Consider the following 15679-nt stretch of genomic DNA (forward strand, 5'->3'; position numbering starts at 1 on the left):
GCAATGCGGGAGAGTAGGTGGCCGCCTTTTTTCAATACGAAAGCCCCGAGTGCGACATCCGCACTCGGGGCTTGTTCGTTTGAACAAAAGACACCGCAAAGTTGCGATGTCTTTAAGTTCCTTATTTACTCTTTTACTTCACCTTATATGTCGTTCTCACCGTGATGCTAGCCACCTTTTCTTTGCTGCTTGTGTTGAACGTTCCGCCCCAACTGTATTCTTCCTCGCTGTTAAGACCTACAATTTGGAACACGCCCATTGATGAAGACACAATTGCGCCAACCTTCGAATCGCTACCCTTCGCGATGGTTTGAGCGCGTTCGTATGCGTTGGCCGATGCTTGGTTAAGCATCTCCATCTTCAAGTCGTTTAGCTTTGTGTAATAGTAGAGCGGTTTCTCGCTACTGAAATCCATTCCGCGATTGTACAGCTCGGAAATGCGTTGGTATACGCTTTCTACGCGTTTGAGGTCGTTCGAACTAACCGTGAAAGTCTGCGAAACGGCGAAACCATTTTCAAGTGTTACGTATTTACGGCTGTCTTCATCCCAAAAGTCTTTCGTACGTTTGCTGATATCCACGCTGCTCATCGTTATTTCCTTTTCGGGAATGCCGTGCGTTTGCAGGTATTGGCGCATCACACGAGCGACCTTTTCAAACTCGGTAAAGGCCGAACTACGTGTAGAGCCCTCGGCATTAACCGAGATTTTCCAGACGATAAGGTCGCTCGTAATTTGTTTTTCGGCCATACCGGTAACGTTGATGTTGGGTTCTCCCTCTCTAAAATTCTTGAAACCTGCGGCTATTAGCCAAGCTCCGATAACAATCACTACTCCGATAATGGAGGTGATAATGATTTTTGTCTTGTCCATACGATATTAAGTTTATTCGTTCATTAGCTCATTAGTTTACCCATTCGTGAGCCTTCGTGAAAGGCTAGGGTGATTACTCTTTTTGCAAAAATAGCGAAAAGAACGATAGGTTGTTAGAAAATTGCCTTGTTTTTTTCCAACAGACGTATATTTTAAATAGTTTTAGGTTTTCTCGTTGGCTTCCTTTCGGTTTAAAATGCTTAACTTTGCAATACACATTATATAATGCCTCACGAAACATGTATTATCTCGAACGACTTTGGATTTGGATTACCCGACTTACCTGTTGCCGCGGTTTCGGCATTCAGTCGCCGTCGGCCTATTCGTTCGTGCGTTACGTGGTTAACGAGCATTATCCCTATTATGCCTACGCCGACTTAGCCGATAGCTTTCCACAATTGGGCAAACGTGAGTGCAAGTTGGGCGAGTTTTATTTCCGTCTGGCCAATTTCGCGCAGGCCAATCAGTGGCTTTGCTGTGGCCCCATACCGTATTGGCTTGCCCCTTATGTGCAGGCGGGCTGCAAAAGAACGGCCGTTGTGGGGCTGGAAGATGCAGACTTACGCGCCATCGCCTCGGCAGAACGGCCCATTGTGGTGCATCTGCTCGACCCTTTGCATGCCGAAGAAGCCTGCCTACGCCTGCTGCCGCTGCTCAACGAGCAGGCCATACTCATGATAGACGGCATCGCCTGTTCGCGTCAGGCCAGGCAATTGTGGAAACAATTGCGCCGCTACACGCGCACGAGCGTAACCTTCGACCTGCATTATTGTGGGCTGGTTTTCTTCGATACCGCACGCCCCAAGCAGCACTATGTTATCAACTTTTAACCTAACGCTCCCTCCCTCTAATATGAAAGTTTACACTAAAACAGGCGACAAGGGCACCACAAGCCTTGTGGGCGGTGCGCGCATAGACAAGTCGCACGCCCGAATTGAGGCGTACGGCACCATTGATGAACTTAATTCTGCCTTGGGCTATCTGCTTGCGCTGTTGCCCGAAGGTTCGCATGTACCCTTGCTCGAAAGTGTTCAGCACGCACTTTTCAACGTCGGTTGCCACCTCGCCACCGACATCGAACCAGGCAACGAAACGGATGTACCTTGTCTCGACCCGTCTTGCGCAGTGCAACTAGAAACGGCCATCGACCAGATGCAAGCAAAATTGCCGCCCCAAACCCACTTTATCTTACCAGGGGGAACGCCTGCGGCAGCCTGGGCACACGTCTGTCGCACCATTTGCAGGCGTGCCGAGCGGCGTGTTGTGGCCCTATCGCACGAGGCGCACGTGTCTTTCTCTGCCTTACAATACCTTAATCGGCTCTCCGATTATCTCTTCGTTTTGGCACGTTTTATCAACCATAATGCCGATTTGTCGGAAAAAACTTGGCAAAACACTTGCAAATAACAATAAAAGTATTATTTTTGCAGCCTAAACCGAAAACATTAACAAGAAAAACTATTAAGATATGTATTGGACATTGGAATTGGCATCTAAACTAGAAGATGCGCCTTGGCCTGCAACCAAGGAAGAACTCATAGACTATGCTATGCGTTCGGGTGCACCTTTGGAGGTGTTGGAGAACTTGCAAGAGATAGAAGACGAAGGCGATGTCTACGAGAGTATCGAAGATATTTGGCCCGATTATCCTACAAAGGAGGACTTTCTCTTCAACGAAGACGAATATTAATCATATTGAAAAGGGGGATGTGTTTGGGTAAAAGCCCAGCACATCCCCCTTTGCTTTGCTTGGTGGACGCGTAATAGGGCTTAGCCCTAGGATGTCGCTACGAAGGTTAAAGCGGCCTAGTAAATGCACAGGGGGCTGGGAGTTCTTAGTGTAACAATGGTTCACTTAGCCACCTAGCCCATAGCTCCCCAATCGTTATGCCGCCCGTTTATCCCTTTCTTAACCTTCCTTTTCATCCACCTTACATCTCACTGCTTATGTTTAAAAAACTTTCGCGGCTCAGTCGCCCTTGGCTTATTTTCCTCGCCATAACTGCTTGGTTGTTAGTTATGGTGCTATCTTTTATCTTGGCTTATAGCTATGCGCGCAGCGTGGCTGCAAACGATGGCGTTGAAATTCCAACGTTATGGCAATTCCTCTTTGGCGATTAGCCAGCATTACTGGCGCAACAAGAAGTCACGACACACTTGTTGCATCGTGATTGAAACGCGTTTAGGGCAGCCTTTACAACGCTTAATCGCCCTTTTTATCTAATCAGTAAGTATCTTGGCGTTTTAGCCTTGTACTCCAAATACTCTTTTCCGTAGGTTTGTGCGCAATAACGCTCTTCTCCAAGGATGGTGAAGTGGGTTGCAATGACGAACGGAACTATCACAATGAGCAGCCAAAGCGAGGCCGAAGCAATACAGGTGCCGAACATTCCTGCGAAAAAGAAGAAGTACATGGGGTTGCGCGACCAGCGATAGATGCCGCTCTTGATTGTTTTCCCTGCTGGGTCGATGCCATAACTATGAAAGGACCAGATGAAGGCGGCAAACGAAAGCGCAAAGATTGTGCTGCCTATAAGAAACCATGCCGTTCCCAATTTGAATGGAACGAAGATTGAAAGCACAAGCAGAACTATTTGAAGAAATGTGCTTACCATAGCCCAAAACTTGTCGCGAGGCGTATACCACGACGTGTCTACCGCGCGCTTTCCCACTTCGCGGAAGAGGGCCATATAAACAAATTGTATCACTACCATGCCAAACGCGGGTATCCAAGCGTTAAGCCAGCCTAGTTTGAGGGTTGTGAAGAATGATAAATCTAACATATTGCTTTGAGTTTATGAGGTTATGAGTTGATGAGTTGGTGAGTTTATGAGTTGACGAGTTAACGAGTTTCAAATTCATGGACTCGCGAATATATGAGTCAACACGATTACCCTTTTTGCAAAGATAAGACAAATTGTTTAACGGCACAATCACCAAAAATAGTGATTTTGTTCGCGCGTTTTATCTGCAACTTGATGCCTTGGCAGCACATGTTTCTTTGCCACGAGCCTGCTTTTGGTAGACATTCATTATTTTAGAAGTCTTCCGAAAAACAGTTGAACGTGGTTCTTGAAATATCTTAGCCCATCAAAGCCCTTTCCAAAATCACGTATGTTGCCGATTATTTTCGTAACTTTGCACCATGCAAACAAAAGAAAAAGAGCTGATATTGCTAAGTTTCGACACCGAAGAGTTTGATGTTCCGCGCGAGCATGGCGTAGACATCAGCTTGGAAGAAGGCATGCGCGTGTCGGTAGAAGGCACAACGCGCATTCTCGATTGTCTGAAATCTAACGGCGTTCGCGCCACTTTCTTCTGCACGGGCAACTTCGCCGAGCAGGCACCGCGCCTTATTCGCCGCATCATGGACGAGGGGCACGAGGTGGCTTGCCACGGAGTGGACCATTGGAAACCTGTTCCCGAAGACGTATGGCGGTCTAAAAACATACTCGAACGTGTGGCGGGCGTGCCCATGCGCGGCTATCGGCAGCCCCGTATGTTTCCCGTGAGCGACGAGGCACTGGCCCAGGCGGGCTATCTGTACAACTCTTCGCTCAATCCCGCCTTTGTTCCTGGCCGTTATATGCACCTCACCACGCCCCGCCGTTGGTTTATGAAGGGCGCGGTAATGCAAATTCCAGCCTCGGTTACACCCCTTTTGCGTTTTCCTTTGTTTTGGTTGTCGTTGCACAATCTGCCCCAATGGCTTTACAACGCCATGGTTAGGCGCGTGTTGCGACACGATGGCTACTTCGTAACCTACTTCCATCCGTGGGAGTTTTACGACCTCAAAGAGCATCCCGAATATAAGATGCCCTACATCATACGTAACCATAGCGGTGTGGATATGGTTAACCGACTAGACCGTTTGGTAAAGATGATGAAACAGCGCGATGCAGAGTTTATAACCTATACCGAGTTTGTTGAACGAAAGAAGGGGGAGAAGAAATGACGCGATTGGCTATTGTTTCGCCTTGTTACAACGAAGAGGCGGTGCTAGATTCCTCGGTGACGCGCCTAACACAGCTGCTCGATACGCTGGTTAGCTTGGGCGATGTGTCGGCCGAGAGCATGATCGTGTTTGTAAACGATGGTAGCACCGATGCCACTTGGCAGCTGATATGTCGCCATCAGCGCGAAAATCACTATGTGCGGGGTATTAATCTGGCCCGAAACGTGGGTCATCAAAGTGCCATCATGGCCGGAATGCTCACCGCTAGGCATTGGGCCGACGTGGTGATAACCATTGATGCCGACCTGCAAGACGACCTCGCGGCCATTCCTCGCATGCTGCAACATTATCGCGAGGGTAGCGACATCGTATATGGCGTTAAGGTTTCGCGCAAGGCCGACCCCGTTTTCAAACGCCTTTCGGCTGTGGCTTTCTACAAGTTGCAGTCTAAAATGGGCGTGAAAAGCGTGTTCAACCATGCCGATTTCAGGCTGATGAGCCGCCGTGCACTGGATATTCTTGCTGGTTATGGCGAACGCAACCTCTACTTGCGCGGACTGATACCCATGATAGGGCTTGAAAGCAGCACAGTAGACGACGTGATAAGCGAGCGCACGGCAGGCACATCGAAGTACACTTTAAAGAAGATGCTGTCGTTGGCACTCGATGGCATCACCTCGTTTTCGGTTCGTCCCATATACCTTATATTATATATAGGCCTCTTTTTCCTTTTCCTCAGTCTTGTGGCGGGCGTATATGTTGTTCATGCCCTCATTGTTCACACGGCCTATCCGGGTTGGGCTTCCATCATGTTAAGCCTTTGGCTCATAGGCGGAGTTATCATGTTGTCTATCGGCGTTGTGGGCGTTTATGTGGGCAAGATATACACCGAAGTGAAGAACAGACCTTTGTTTAACATACGCGAGATAGTTGGCGATGAAGACGACACAAAGGTTTAAAGGTTGGTGGAAAGGCCATCCCGCCTTTCGGGCGCACTTTTGGCGTGTGTTTCGCTTTGGCATTGTGGGCGCGATATGCACGGCCTTGCATTATGGCGTGTATTGTCTTTGCCTGTTGTTTGCCAATGCCAACGTGTCTTACACCGTGGGTTACGTGGTTGGCTTGTTGTGCAACTACGTGCTAACCACCTATTTCACCTTTCAAAGTAAGGCCACTCGCGGCAATGTTGCGGGCTTTGTGGCCAGTCATGTGGTGAACTATCTCATGGAGATTGGTTTGCTCAACCTCTTCCTTTGGCTGAACGTTAGCAAGTGGTTGGCACCAATCGTGGTGATGGCCGTTGCCGTACCCATAAACTTTTTGTTGCTGAATGTGGTGTATAAGAAAAGGAGTAAGGAGTAAGCCTCACCCCCAGCCCCTCTCCAAAGGGCAAGGGTGAGTAATATGTTTTGCCGATTACGAGTGGGAACTTCGCCCCTTCATATTGTGTTAATTGTGGCTTTAAAGGCCTGTGCGAGGTCTAAGTGCATCACGTTATATGAACATTTCGGCAGACCAAAAGGGCTAATCCAAGCCTGTTTCAACCCAAATTGGGCATTCGAGCCGGCATGCTAAGGAACTGTTAAAACGGTAAACATATTTTACAAAACGCACTTTTTGGCCGAACCATTCTAGGAAAAACACCTTGAAAAACCCATATAAAATGCGCCCAAGTGAAAAAAACAGCAGCAAACATTGCGTGCTTTTCCCTCAACTTTTTGCCATTTTACTATGCTTTTGCATTTCTCTTTGAAGAAAATCTGTGCCAGAATTGCATCCGCAACAACAAAAAATGCTGGCCAAAACGCTTGCTTTTGCATTGCATTTAGCATCAAAACGCATTGCATTTAGCACCAAATCGCATTGCAATTTGCACCAAAACGCATTGCAATTTGCACCAAAACGCAAGGCATTTAGCACCAAAGCGCAGACAAAAGATATGGAAATTGGATGTAAGGGGTTGTTTATAAACAAGTTAGCTCTTAAAGGCAAAAAGCGGCTTGGCGGCTTTTGGCAGAGCACTTAGTTGTGCCCTGCACCCCAATAGTATGCTAAAAAGGCCGTGTTTTGTGCTTTGCTTCTCGCAAATAGCTGTAAATCATGTTGTTATAAACTTAAAAAATACGCGCCAAATTTCGCCCCACGCCCAAAGATTTTACGGCGAGGGCACTCACAATGTTAAAGTTTGGTGCAAATATTTTACATTTTTATGGCTATTGTTCCTCACCATTGAATGGTTTTAGCGTTATGCCCAAGTGGGTTTATTATAGTCCGTACCGGTTTTGTTCGATTGTCGGCATGTTGCCAGTCTTATCACTCCCCTTGCCCTTTGGAGAGGGGGCGGAGGGTAGGCTCATAATTCTTCACCATCATTTCCCAGCAAAGTTTCAACCAAACGATAAGGCAAGGCAGGGCTTTGAGTGAGTAGGCTTGGATGTATTCGCGCTTGATGGCGCGCGGATAAAGGTCGGACGACCCCATGCTTGATAGCAAGAACACGAAGACTAGCAGCCAAATGTCGGCCTTACCACGCTGCCAAGGGGCAGCAAAATACCATACGCACACGCCGCTAAGGGCGATGATGTACGAGCTAGACTCGCTCCCCGTACTGAAAAGCACCGTGAAAAGCAACACCGAGGCTAGTAAAGTCATGCGGAAACCCTCGTTGCGCCATTGCTTGATGCGCAGGTAGGGTAGGGCGAAAAGCACAAGGGCGGGAGCTAAAATCAGTAAGTCGCTGTATTGGGGGTTGCCCAACACGCGCCTAACCATGCCCAATGCCGAGATGTTTTGCGCCTCGGATGCCAAGTTTTCGCCGTTTTTCTCAACCAAACAGACAAACCACTCGTGGTATTGGCTCACTACGTAAGCTGGACTACTGATAATCATCGGTGCAACGAACAACACAACACCCCAAAACAACAACGATAATACGAACTTGCCCTTATGCCTGGAGAAGAAGAAAAACGCCAAACCAACGATGCCATAGAGTTTAACGAAGGTGCCAAGCATGATGAGGAAGGCCGCCCAAAAGTCGCGTTCTTTCTCAATTAAGGCGTAACTGGCGATGATGATGGCTGCAATGGCGATGTTGAACTGCTGCATGAAGAGCGACGTGAGCAGTGTTTCGGAACAGAACCAAAGCACGAACATCTGCTGCCAGCTGCTAAACGTGCTCCGCGTTATGGCGAAATAGAGGGTTAGCGATAGGGCGATGCACCAAAACACAAGCCCTAGGGGTATGGGCATCAGCGCGAAAGGGGCTATTACGAGCGAAAAGAATGGGCCGTAGTGGTTTACGTCGTAATATTCTAGCGGATATTCTGCGTAGAGCGATGTGCATTGCAATGTGTGCCAAAACACACCGCGGAAGATGCGGAAATTATTGTCGGTGCGGTTGTATTTCAACACGGCGGCAATAACCGATAACGCAATCCATAACCAAAGAATTGTGCGGCGGTCGTGAAAGAAGGGTTTAGCCAAAAACGCCTTAGCTTTTGTAGTGAAGTTGGATGACATGTTTTTGAGTTTCTGAGCTTTTGAGTTTATAAGTTTCTGAGTTGTTGTTTGAGGTGGTGAGTATTTGAGTTGATGTTTGAGTTTATGAGTTGGTGAGTTTATGAGTTTGTGAGTTGTTGTTTGAGTTTATGAGTTGGTGAGTTTATGAGTTTGTGAGTTGATGTTTGAGTTTCTGAGTTTTTGAGCTGGTAAGTTTTTGAGTTTGTGGGGTGGTGAGTTTATGAGTTGGTGAGTTGTTGTTTGAGTTGGCGAGCTTGTAAGTTTATGATTTATTGAGTTTCTTAGCTTACAAACCTTTTATCTGAACTTTTTACGCTATTTCAAATTGCAGAGTTGAGGACTCAAAAACTCAAAAACTCACCAACTTATAAACTCAAAATCTTACCACCTCATAAACACAAGAACTTACCAACTCAAGAACTTACCAACTCAAGAACATACCATTCGCCACACGGTTGCGATGAGCGTAGTCATTACAACACCTAGGGCTAAGGGCAGCAAAGTGGCCACGGTAGTCCATTTGGCACTCTTCGTTTCCTTATAGATAGTGTAGATGGTGGTTGAACATGGGTGATGCAATAGGCAGAACACCATGAGGCAAACGGCTGTTAGCACGTTCCATCCTCCCATTAGCAGTATTTGTTTGGTTTGTTGTTCGGTGCCTTCCATCAGCACGCCGGCTGCGCCCATGTCGCTTTGTCCCAACACAAGCATCGTCAGCATCATTATCGTTGGGATAACAATCTCGTTGGCGGGAATGGCCAACACGTATGCCAGAAGTATAACACCATTCAGTCCCATAAGCCATCCGGGCTTGTCGAGTAGCGATATAAGATGCTGGGCAATGGTGGCATCGGCCACGTGGATGTTGCAACAAAGCCATATCAATGCGCCTGCCGGGGCGGCAAACACAAGGGCACGCCACAACACAATCAGTGTGCGGTCGATGATAGAGGTGTAAAGCGTTTGCCAAAACTGGGGCGGACGATAGGGCGGAAGTTCGAGATGGAAGGTGGAAACCTCGCCGCGAAGGATGGTTCGCGACAGCAGCCACGAACTGCCGAACATGAAACCAACGCCCATAAGCACCACCGTCATCACCGCTACCAGCGAAACCATGCTGCTATATCGTGCAGGAACGGCTGCGCCGATAAACAGCGTGGCCAGTAATATCTGTGTGGGCCAGCGGCCATTGCATAGCGAAAAGTTGTTGGTGATGATGGCAATGAGCCGTTCGCGTTGGCTGTCGATGATGCGTGTAGACACTACGCCGGCCGCATTGCAGCCAAAACCCATGCTCATGGTTAGGGCCTGCTTGCCGTGTGCCCCCGAACGGCGAAACAATTCGTCGAGGTTGAAAGCTACACGAGGCAGATAGCCGAAATCTTCGAGCAGGGTGAAGAGGGGGAAGAAAATGGCCATAGGCGGCAACATCACCGATACCACCCACGCTGTGGCAAGGTAAACGCCGTCTGCAAGCAAACCCGTGAGCCACCAAGGGGCGTGCATGGACACGAAAGCATCGTGTATGGCTGGGTGCATGATGCCCACCAACAGTTGGTTGAGCCAGTCGGACGGGTAGTTGGAACCGATGATGGTGAGCCAAAACACGCCACACAGCAAGGCCAACATGATGGGGAACCCCCAGATGCGGTGGGTTAGTATGCGGTCGAGTTTAACGTCTAGCGGCAGCCGTCCGCGTTGGTTGCCCTGCGTAACCACCTCGCTGCAAATCTGTCCCGCTTGTGTGTAGATGTCTTCCACCCACAGGTCGTGGAAGTTACTGCCAATTTCGAGCAGCAATTTTTCGGCAAGGGCGTTCAGTTCGGGGGTTCCGAAACGCTCTTTCACGCTTGTGTCGCCCTCGATTAGCCTGAAAGCAATCCACTCGGCGTTGGAAATGTCGGGGTGTGTCTCGGCTATTTTGCGCGCCAACTCCTTGACATGCTGCGCGGCATGTGGCGGAAGGTTGGTAGAGCGGTGGGGGCGGCACTTGTATTCGCCCTCTGCCACTTGGCGCATACGCTCCAAAAGCTGGTCGATACCTTGCCCCGAACGAGCCGAGGCTCCCACAACGGGGATGCCCAGGCGGCGCGAAAGGGCGTTAAGGTCTATGGTTATCTTGTTTCGTTTGGCCTCGTCGAGCAGGTTAACGCACAGCACGGCCTTGTCGGTAATCTGCAACACCTGCAAAATCAGGTTCATGTTGCGTTCCAGTCGGGTGGCATCTGCCACCATCACCGTAACGTCGGGCTGTCCGAAGAGGATGAAGTCGCGAGCAATTTCCTCGTCTTCCGAAGTCGACGAGAGCGAGTAAGTGCCGGGAAGGTCAACGATGCGATAGCCTTCACCTTGGTAAGCGAAGTAGCCTTCGGCCTTTCCCACAGTCTTTCCAGGCCAGTTTCCGGTGTGCTGTTTCAGTCCTGTAAGGGCGTTAAACACCGTGCTCTTGCCCGTATTGGGGTTTCCGGCCAATGCCACAACGTAGCGTTCGCCGCCCGCTTGCGCACCGCGCCGTTGCAAACTGTGCATCGCTGCCTTGGGGCAAACGTCACAGGGAGATGTATTTTGTTTGTTGGGCATAATCGTTATTGCAATTTTGGCTTGGCGTTATCTATTGTTATAGACATTGCCTTAGTGGTAGCCATCTGCAAAGTTACCATTTTTATGGCAATTAGCGCGCAGCTTTGCTCCCCAGTTTTGTTGCTTTACCTAGCTATGGTGATTGAATGCAGTGTGTTTTTTTTCGTTCTTGTAGCAGATAATTCGTTTATGTCTGTAATTTGATTGGGGTTGAGAAATGTGTTATTGATATAGCGCAACACCATCTACATGTGGCTTGCATGCTGATGATTTGGCTTGTTTCACGCGTATAAAAGTGGGCGTTTTTTCCTTGTTGATCAATTCTTTGGTCTTTGGGTAAGCAGTGAAATATATTATTTGTGTAAAGTTTTGCTATTTGTTTCTTTTTACATAACTTTGCGCTATGCACTGCATTGGGTAATGATTGTGGTGCGTGAAAGAACAGAAGTCAAACTAAATGTATGGAAAGATGAAGAAAAGCGGTAAGATTATCTTTGTGGCGTTAGGCATATTACTTGTTTTGGGTACGGGTGTTCTCACTTATCTGAACCACATTCCCAAAGCAGAGGCGTTTGGATATGAAAGCCTAGTGTTGTGTGTGACGACCTTTCTTTTTTACAGACCCTTTACTAAGCGGGGTGAGTTAGAGGCTATTTTATTGAATTTCGTCATTATGTTGGGTGTTACTGCGGTTGTTACTGTACCCGAATGGACGTTCAACAACATCATTACGGCTTGGGGATGGAGTGCAATTGGATTTCTTGTTGTCTGTGCCATCAGCTTTATTGCGCGCAAAACCAAGCTGATGGATGTGGAAAATGCGTCTGCGGAACATAATCAATGTCCCAGCACGTAGGGTATTGTGTTTCTGGGCATAGCTCAAACTAACTTGATTGCGCTAACAATCCGATTGTTTTAGCACTTGATTTTCGCTATGAGGTAATGGCGGAACGATAGTGTTTTGTACAATATTAGATGTGCCTCTGCACATAAATTGATGGGGATAGCCGTCTGGCTAAACAGGTTGAATTGGCCAGACAGCACCAATTAATCCTTCTATCTCAACATTGTCCCAAGCTACACGTTAGGCCAAACACGGCTTAACGCTTTTGTTCAGTTAATAAATAGGTAAGCTAACCTGTTGGCAAGTAGTGAAACTGCCTGTTAACAAGTAAAGCTGTTAACTGGCAAACAAGGCTTGAAAACCATTTCATCTTACAAAAAACGCTAGCTTTCGGCCGCATGATGACGACCGAAAACCAGCGTTGATAAGTCTTATTTGCTCGCCTGCCGCCTTTGTCTAGCTGCTTAGACAATTACGTTTCTTCGGTAGAGAACATCCAGCAAAAGGAGGATTCTGCTTAGAAGAAGTAGGCTACGCCCAATTGCCAAGCGTTGCTTCGGCCGTCGTATTTCTTAACAGCGTCACCAACAGCATCCTTTGAAATCTCCACTTCACCCGTCTTTCCAACGGCAATGTTATAGCTTAGGGTGGCTTGGAGATGGTCTGCCAAGGTGCAACCTATGCCTAAGTTGATGCTGAAGTTAGACGATTTGAGTGTCCAATCGGCCACTTCGGGAATGATTTCCTTTTCTTTCTTACCCAGGTTGAATGCTACCTGCGGACCGGCAAAGAGGAAAATGTTGGCCGTTTCGCCCAAGCCGAACGAGTAACGTGCATTGATGGGAATGGCCAACTGCTCGCGAGAAACAACGGAACTCAGCGTGCCGCTTTCATCTTTCATCTTAGATTCACGCTTTTCGTATAGCGCGGAGATGTCCATGCCCAGGCCAACGATGGGCAGCGTGAACTTAACCGTTGGGCCAATAAAGAAACCTAAGCGGTTGTCGGTTTTCCAAACGTCGTCGTTTACCGAAACTTCGGAGGTGTTGATACCACCTTTTAAACCTAACTTCGTTTGTGCACTGGCATTTGCTGATAAGGTCAATGCTGCGGCAAGCACAGCCATCTTCATCATCTTTTTCATACAATAATAGTTTTAAATTAAACAAAGTGCGCACTTGTAACGCGCAGGGCGCGCCAAATACGCGTGAATATTAGGATTAGTGTCTTTCTCTTCTTACCGACATGCGTGGTGATGCGCTGCCCTGACTGCTGCGTGCAGCCTTCTCTTTCTTGGGTGCGGGTGCCACTGTTGCACGGCGGTTGGCGCGCGGGGCTTTCACTCCGCGACTGTTTTTCGTGGTTTGTGCCAGGCTGTCGGCTTGTTGTGGTGCCTTCACACCCCACATGCCTTTCTCGAAAGCGGCTATCTCCGCCTCGATACGCTTTTGTTCTTGTGCCATAGCCGAGTCGCTTTTGCAGTATTGTGCAAGCGTAAGGCCCAGCATGTTGTTGGTTTTATATATCTTGCCGCGATATTTGTTCATCGTGAAATAGTCGGCTAAGCTCATGGTTGCGGCGTTGTTCAGGTTGCTCGTCATCACCGTTTGCTTGGCCAAGAAAGGTGCAAGGTCGTCGTACTTCACCCAAAACAAGGGGTAGGTTGTGGCGTCGCCGAAGTCGTCTTGTCGTTTCATGATGGGACAAAGGGCCAGAACCTTGGTGTGGAACGTGGCCGTTGCCTGGTCGTAATAGGCGCTTTCCTTGATGTAATATGACGTAACTTCGCGCGAAGGAATGTCACTATTGTCGATGCGCACACGTCCGTCAACCCGCTCGTAGAAAATGTGATAGTTGTCTAGCAATGCCAATGGCTTTATGCGAGCCGAGTCTTCAAAGCTCTCGTTGCCGTCTAACCGATACTCGTATGCCTTTACTTGTCCGCGCATCACCAGCTTAAAGAGATAGGTGAAGAGGTTCATGCGGCCGTCGATGGGCTCAACGGGGTAGTAAAGTCCTGCGTTGGCATCTTCGGTCAGGTTCAGTTCGCGGTATATGTCGCGCCTCCAAACAACGTCCTCGTCCATCTTGCTTTGGGTTGGAAAGGATATGCGCGCCCTCAGGCTCACGTTATCGGCGTTGCCTGTGGCGGTGTTGTGTTGGTTGTTTCGGCGTGCGGCAGGTTGTGCGAAAGCCACTTGCAGGGCGCACGACATCAAAAGTATGAATGCTAATCTTATCATCTGTTGTTGAATTGGGTTGGATGTTGGGGTGCAACTGTTGCCTAATGGCCTATGCTTGATGCCTTATTGGGTTGCGGTTTTGCCGGCTTTGCACCCCGCATTGTTACCTTACGATTACCTCCATTGCCTGCGGTAGCTTGCGCGTTATGCCATCGGGACCTACGGCCGACACGTTGCTGATGTAGAAACGCTTGCTACGCGACAGCTTACGGAAGGCATCGCGCTGGCGTTCGGAGAACTGACTGCCTGCCGAAGACATGGGAACGGCATTGCCCATGTTGTCGAAGAACACCGTCTCGAAACTCAAAACGCGGAAACGGATGTCGAGAATGCCGTCGTCGATGGCGGCATGTATGCCCTCGGCACCCATCAGTGCGCCCTTGCTTAGGCCGCCGCCTTTAAAGCGGTCGGTGCCAACGGCGATGTAGGCAGTGGGGTCGGGCAGCTTACGAACATGGAAAACGGCTTGTCCCAAGGAACGAACCTTACCCTTATCGTTGGCTGTTATGTTGAAGGTTACGTCGCGCCCAACGGCCGAAGGCACGGCCACATAATGCCCGTTGCCCTTGTTGGTGAGCGTTCCGCCCGTCATGGTCATGCTGATGGCGTTCTGCGGGATGCCCGAAACGCTAACGCTCATGGGGTTTGTATAGCCTGCATAGAGCACGTTCATCAAGTCGGCGGCCACCGTTGCGGCTGTTGGCATGGCCACAACCTCGTACTTTTGCAGGAAGTTTCGGCGCAGAACCTCGCCCGAACCGTTACGCATGGTGATGTATCCGCCAAACGAATGTTGGCCTACACCGCCTGCGGCGAACGAGTATTTGCCGCCCCGAAGGTTCACACGCGCACCGTTTATATATATGTCGGGCTGCTGTGTGGTGTCTACCGCCGCCATAACGATGCTCGCCGAGAACGTTTCGCCGGGGTAGAGCGTGGTCTTTTCGGGTATCACAAACGCATCTAGCTTGTTCACCCTAATATCTTTCATGTCGATGTTGGCCACTAGTGTGTGCAACACTTCGCCCTCGGCATAGCGTATGTCGCTCTGTAACTTCGACAAAAGGGTCACTGCGGCCGACACGGGCATGCTCTCGAACATGTATTCTTGCCAGTTCTTGCCCATCGAACGCTTGCCTTTGGGTATCTCGGTAGAGAGGTTTTGGGCGATGATTTCGCGTTGTGTGGGGTCGTTAACCATCTTTAAGATGTAGTTTCGGTAGGCGTTGATGCCCTCGTAAAGCTTACGTCCCTTGCCTTCAATCGGAGCTAGCATCACATGGCTAGCCGCTTCGAGGTTTTCTTTGTTCACAATGTCGCGTACATCGGCGTCGCTTCCATCGGCCTCGCGAACGATTGCTACCTTAAGCTTTTCAACGAAATTGAATAGCGAGTCGCTGGCTCGCTTTACCCCTTCGGCTTTGTCGAACCACGCCTTTACTTTCTCCGGGTTCGACTTTAATTGGCTGGCGAACACGTCGTATAGTGCCTCGTTCTGCTTGGTGGAACCAGATATGGTGCGTTTTAGGCTATCCTCAACCACCGAAAAGCCTTCGAGCACTTCGGTAGAAACATTGAGAGCCAGCATCGCCATGAGTACCACATAAAGCAGGTTAATCATCTTTTGGCGTGGAGATATGGGCCTTTTCTTTATTGCCATCTGC

Annotated in this window: 16 protein-coding genes; 9 read left to right on the plus strand and 7 right to left on the minus strand. The window is 49.1% G+C overall.

Translation table 11 applies throughout. The annotated features are described in order from the left end of the window. Positions 1–133: 133 nt before the first annotated feature. The gene (locus HMPREF2955_RS11190; protein ID WP_070723567.1) at positions 134–871 is read right to left on the minus strand and encodes an SIMPL domain-containing protein; all 738 of its coding nucleotides are present in this window, start codon (positions 869–871) and stop codon (positions 134–136) included. Positions 872–1077: 206 nt separating this feature from the next. Between HMPREF2955_RS11190 and HMPREF2955_RS11195 the strand changes: the two genes are divergently transcribed. The 4 genes from HMPREF2955_RS11195 to HMPREF2955_RS16335 all read left to right on the plus strand — a co-directional run bounded on the left by HMPREF2955_RS11195 (position 1078) and on the right by HMPREF2955_RS16335 (position 2992). After that, on the plus strand, positions 1078–1701 hold the full coding sequence (locus HMPREF2955_RS11195) for a hypothetical protein (RefSeq protein ID WP_139145551.1): 624 nt from the start codon (positions 1078–1080) through the stop codon (positions 1699–1701). 22 nt (positions 1702–1723) lie between these two features. Next, positions 1724–2278 (plus strand): cob(I)yrinic acid a,c-diamide adenosyltransferase, encoded by a 555-nt coding sequence (locus tag HMPREF2955_RS11200; RefSeq protein WP_070723569.1) that lies wholly within the window; start codon positions 1724–1726, stop codon positions 2276–2278. Positions 2279–2339: 61 nt separating this feature from the next. Continuing rightward, complete coding sequence (locus tag HMPREF2955_RS11205; RefSeq protein WP_009231301.1) at positions 2340–2561, plus strand: DUF2795 domain-containing protein; 222 nt, start codon at positions 2340–2342, stop codon at positions 2559–2561. A gap of 257 nt (positions 2562–2818) precedes the next feature. Continuing rightward, positions 2819–2992 carry a hypothetical protein gene (locus HMPREF2955_RS16335; RefSeq protein ID WP_168166894.1) on the plus strand — a complete coding sequence of 58 codons (174 nt, stop codon included), beginning with the start codon at positions 2819–2821 and terminating at the stop codon, positions 2990–2992. A gap of 95 nt (positions 2993–3087) precedes the next feature. On the opposite strand, the gene HMPREF2955_RS11215 is transcribed toward HMPREF2955_RS16335, so the two are convergent. Next, positions 3088–3654, minus strand: coding sequence for a methyltransferase family protein (locus tag HMPREF2955_RS11215; RefSeq protein WP_070723571.1), 567 nt, complete (start codon positions 3652–3654; stop codon positions 3088–3090). Between the two features lie 362 nt (positions 3655–4016). On the opposite strand from HMPREF2955_RS11215, the gene HMPREF2955_RS11220 reads away from it, so the two are divergent. The 4 genes from HMPREF2955_RS11220 to HMPREF2955_RS16340 all read left to right on the plus strand — a co-directional run bounded on the left by HMPREF2955_RS11220 (position 4017) and on the right by HMPREF2955_RS16340 (position 6852). Further along, complete coding sequence (locus HMPREF2955_RS11220) at positions 4017–4826, plus strand: polysaccharide deacetylase family protein (protein ID WP_083317709.1); 810 nt, start codon at positions 4017–4019, stop codon at positions 4824–4826. Continuing rightward, positions 4823–5785: a glycosyltransferase family 2 protein gene (locus tag HMPREF2955_RS11225; RefSeq protein WP_070723572.1), complete on the plus strand. Its 963-nt coding sequence runs from the start codon at positions 4823–4825 to the stop codon at positions 5783–5785. Before HMPREF2955_RS11220 ends, HMPREF2955_RS11225 begins: the two co-directional genes overlap by 4 nt. Continuing rightward, positions 5763–6188, plus strand: a complete 426-nt coding sequence (locus tag HMPREF2955_RS11230) for a GtrA family protein (protein ID WP_070723573.1) — start codon at positions 5763–5765, stop codon at positions 6186–6188. Before HMPREF2955_RS11225 ends, HMPREF2955_RS11230 begins: the two co-directional genes overlap by 23 nt. Before the next feature lie 400 nt (positions 6189–6588). Next, on the plus strand, positions 6589–6852 hold the full coding sequence (locus tag HMPREF2955_RS16340) for a hypothetical protein (RefSeq protein ID WP_070723574.1): 264 nt from the start codon (positions 6589–6591) through the stop codon (positions 6850–6852). A gap of 287 nt (positions 6853–7139) precedes the next feature. On the opposite strand, the gene HMPREF2955_RS11240 is transcribed toward HMPREF2955_RS16340, so the two are convergent. Together HMPREF2955_RS11240 and feoB are read right to left on the minus strand one after the other, a co-directional pair. Then, complete coding sequence (locus HMPREF2955_RS11240; RefSeq protein ID WP_070723575.1) at positions 7140–8345, minus strand: glycosyltransferase family 87 protein; 1206 nt, start codon at positions 8343–8345, stop codon at positions 7140–7142. Between the two features lie 429 nt (positions 8346–8774). Beyond that, the gene (gene feoB, locus HMPREF2955_RS11245; protein WP_070723576.1) at positions 8775–10928 is read right to left on the minus strand and encodes a ferrous iron transport protein B; all 2154 of its coding nucleotides are present in this window, start codon (positions 10926–10928) and stop codon (positions 8775–8777) included. Positions 10929–11397: 469 nt separating this feature from the next. Here feoB and HMPREF2955_RS11250 point away from each other — a divergent pair, with 469 nt between their 5' ends. Further along, positions 11398–11784, plus strand: a complete 387-nt coding sequence (locus tag HMPREF2955_RS11250) for a hypothetical protein (protein WP_246830134.1) — start codon at positions 11398–11400, stop codon at positions 11782–11784. A 505-nt stretch (positions 11785–12289) separates the two neighbouring features. Here the strand turns inward: HMPREF2955_RS11250 and HMPREF2955_RS11255 are convergent. From HMPREF2955_RS11255 to gldM, 3 genes are all read right to left on the minus strand, one after another. After that, positions 12290–12916: a porin family protein gene (locus tag HMPREF2955_RS11255; RefSeq protein ID WP_070723578.1), complete on the minus strand. Its 627-nt coding sequence runs from the start codon at positions 12914–12916 to the stop codon at positions 12290–12292. A 76-nt stretch (positions 12917–12992) separates the two neighbouring features. After that, positions 12993–14015: a type IX secretion system ring subunit PorN/GldN gene (gene gldN / locus HMPREF2955_RS11260; protein WP_070723579.1), complete on the minus strand. Its 1023-nt coding sequence runs from the start codon at positions 14013–14015 to the stop codon at positions 12993–12995. A 103-nt stretch (positions 14016–14118) separates the two neighbouring features. After that, on the minus strand, positions 14119–15675 hold the full coding sequence (gene gldM, locus HMPREF2955_RS11265; protein ID WP_070723580.1) for a type IX secretion system motor protein PorM/GldM: 1557 nt from the start codon (positions 15673–15675) through the stop codon (positions 14119–14121). Positions 15676–15679: the final 4 nt, after the last annotated feature.

Source organism: Prevotella sp. HMSC073D09 (assembly GCF_001814145.1).
GTDB classification, from domain to species: Bacteria; Bacteroidota; Bacteroidia; order Bacteroidales; family Bacteroidaceae; genus Prevotella; species Prevotella conceptionensis.

What these genes read in the sequence shown, in the direction of transcription:
- HMPREF2955_RS11190 (WP_070723567.1), bottom strand. Translation starts at nt 871, where the DNA reads ATGGACAAGACAAAAATCATTATCACCTCCATTATCGGAGTAGTGATT.
- feoB (WP_070723576.1), bottom strand. Translation starts at nt 10,928, where the DNA reads ATGCCCAACAAACAAAATACATCTCCCTGTGACGTTTGCCCCAAGGCA.
- HMPREF2955_RS11255 (WP_070723578.1), bottom strand. Translation starts at nt 12,916, where the DNA reads ATGAAAAAGATGATGAAGATGGCTGTGCTTGCCGCAGCATTGACCTTA.
- HMPREF2955_RS11225 (WP_070723572.1), top strand. Translation starts at nt 4,823, where the DNA reads ATGACGCGATTGGCTATTGTTTCGCCTTGTTACAACGAAGAGGCGGTG.
- HMPREF2955_RS11230 (WP_070723573.1), top strand. Translation starts at nt 5,763, where the DNA reads ATGAAGACGACACAAAGGTTTAAAGGTTGGTGGAAAGGCCATCCCGCC.
- HMPREF2955_RS11215 (WP_070723571.1), bottom strand. Translation starts at nt 3,654, where the DNA reads ATGTTAGATTTATCATTCTTCACAACCCTCAAACTAGGCTGGCTTAAC.
- HMPREF2955_RS11205 (WP_009231301.1), top strand. Translation starts at nt 2,340, where the DNA reads ATGTATTGGACATTGGAATTGGCATCTAAACTAGAAGATGCGCCTTGG.
- HMPREF2955_RS11240 (WP_070723575.1), bottom strand. Translation starts at nt 8,345, where the DNA reads ATGTCATCCAACTTCACTACAAAAGCTAAGGCGTTTTTGGCTAAACCC.
- HMPREF2955_RS11200 (WP_070723569.1), top strand. Translation starts at nt 1,724, where the DNA reads ATGAAAGTTTACACTAAAACAGGCGACAAGGGCACCACAAGCCTTGTG.
- gldN (WP_070723579.1), bottom strand. Translation starts at nt 14,015, where the DNA reads ATGATAAGATTAGCATTCATACTTTTGATGTCGTGCGCCCTGCAAGTG.
- HMPREF2955_RS11220 (WP_083317709.1), top strand. Translation starts at nt 4,017, where the DNA reads ATGCAAACAAAAGAAAAAGAGCTGATATTGCTAAGTTTCGACACCGAA.
- HMPREF2955_RS11250 (WP_246830134.1), top strand. Translation starts at nt 11,398, where the DNA reads ATGAAGAAAAGCGGTAAGATTATCTTTGTGGCGTTAGGCATATTACTT.
- HMPREF2955_RS16335 (WP_168166894.1), top strand. Translation starts at nt 2,819, where the DNA reads ATGTTTAAAAAACTTTCGCGGCTCAGTCGCCCTTGGCTTATTTTCCTC.
- gldM (WP_070723580.1), bottom strand. Translation starts at nt 15,675, where the DNA reads ATGGCAATAAAGAAAAGGCCCATATCTCCACGCCAAAAGATGATTAAC.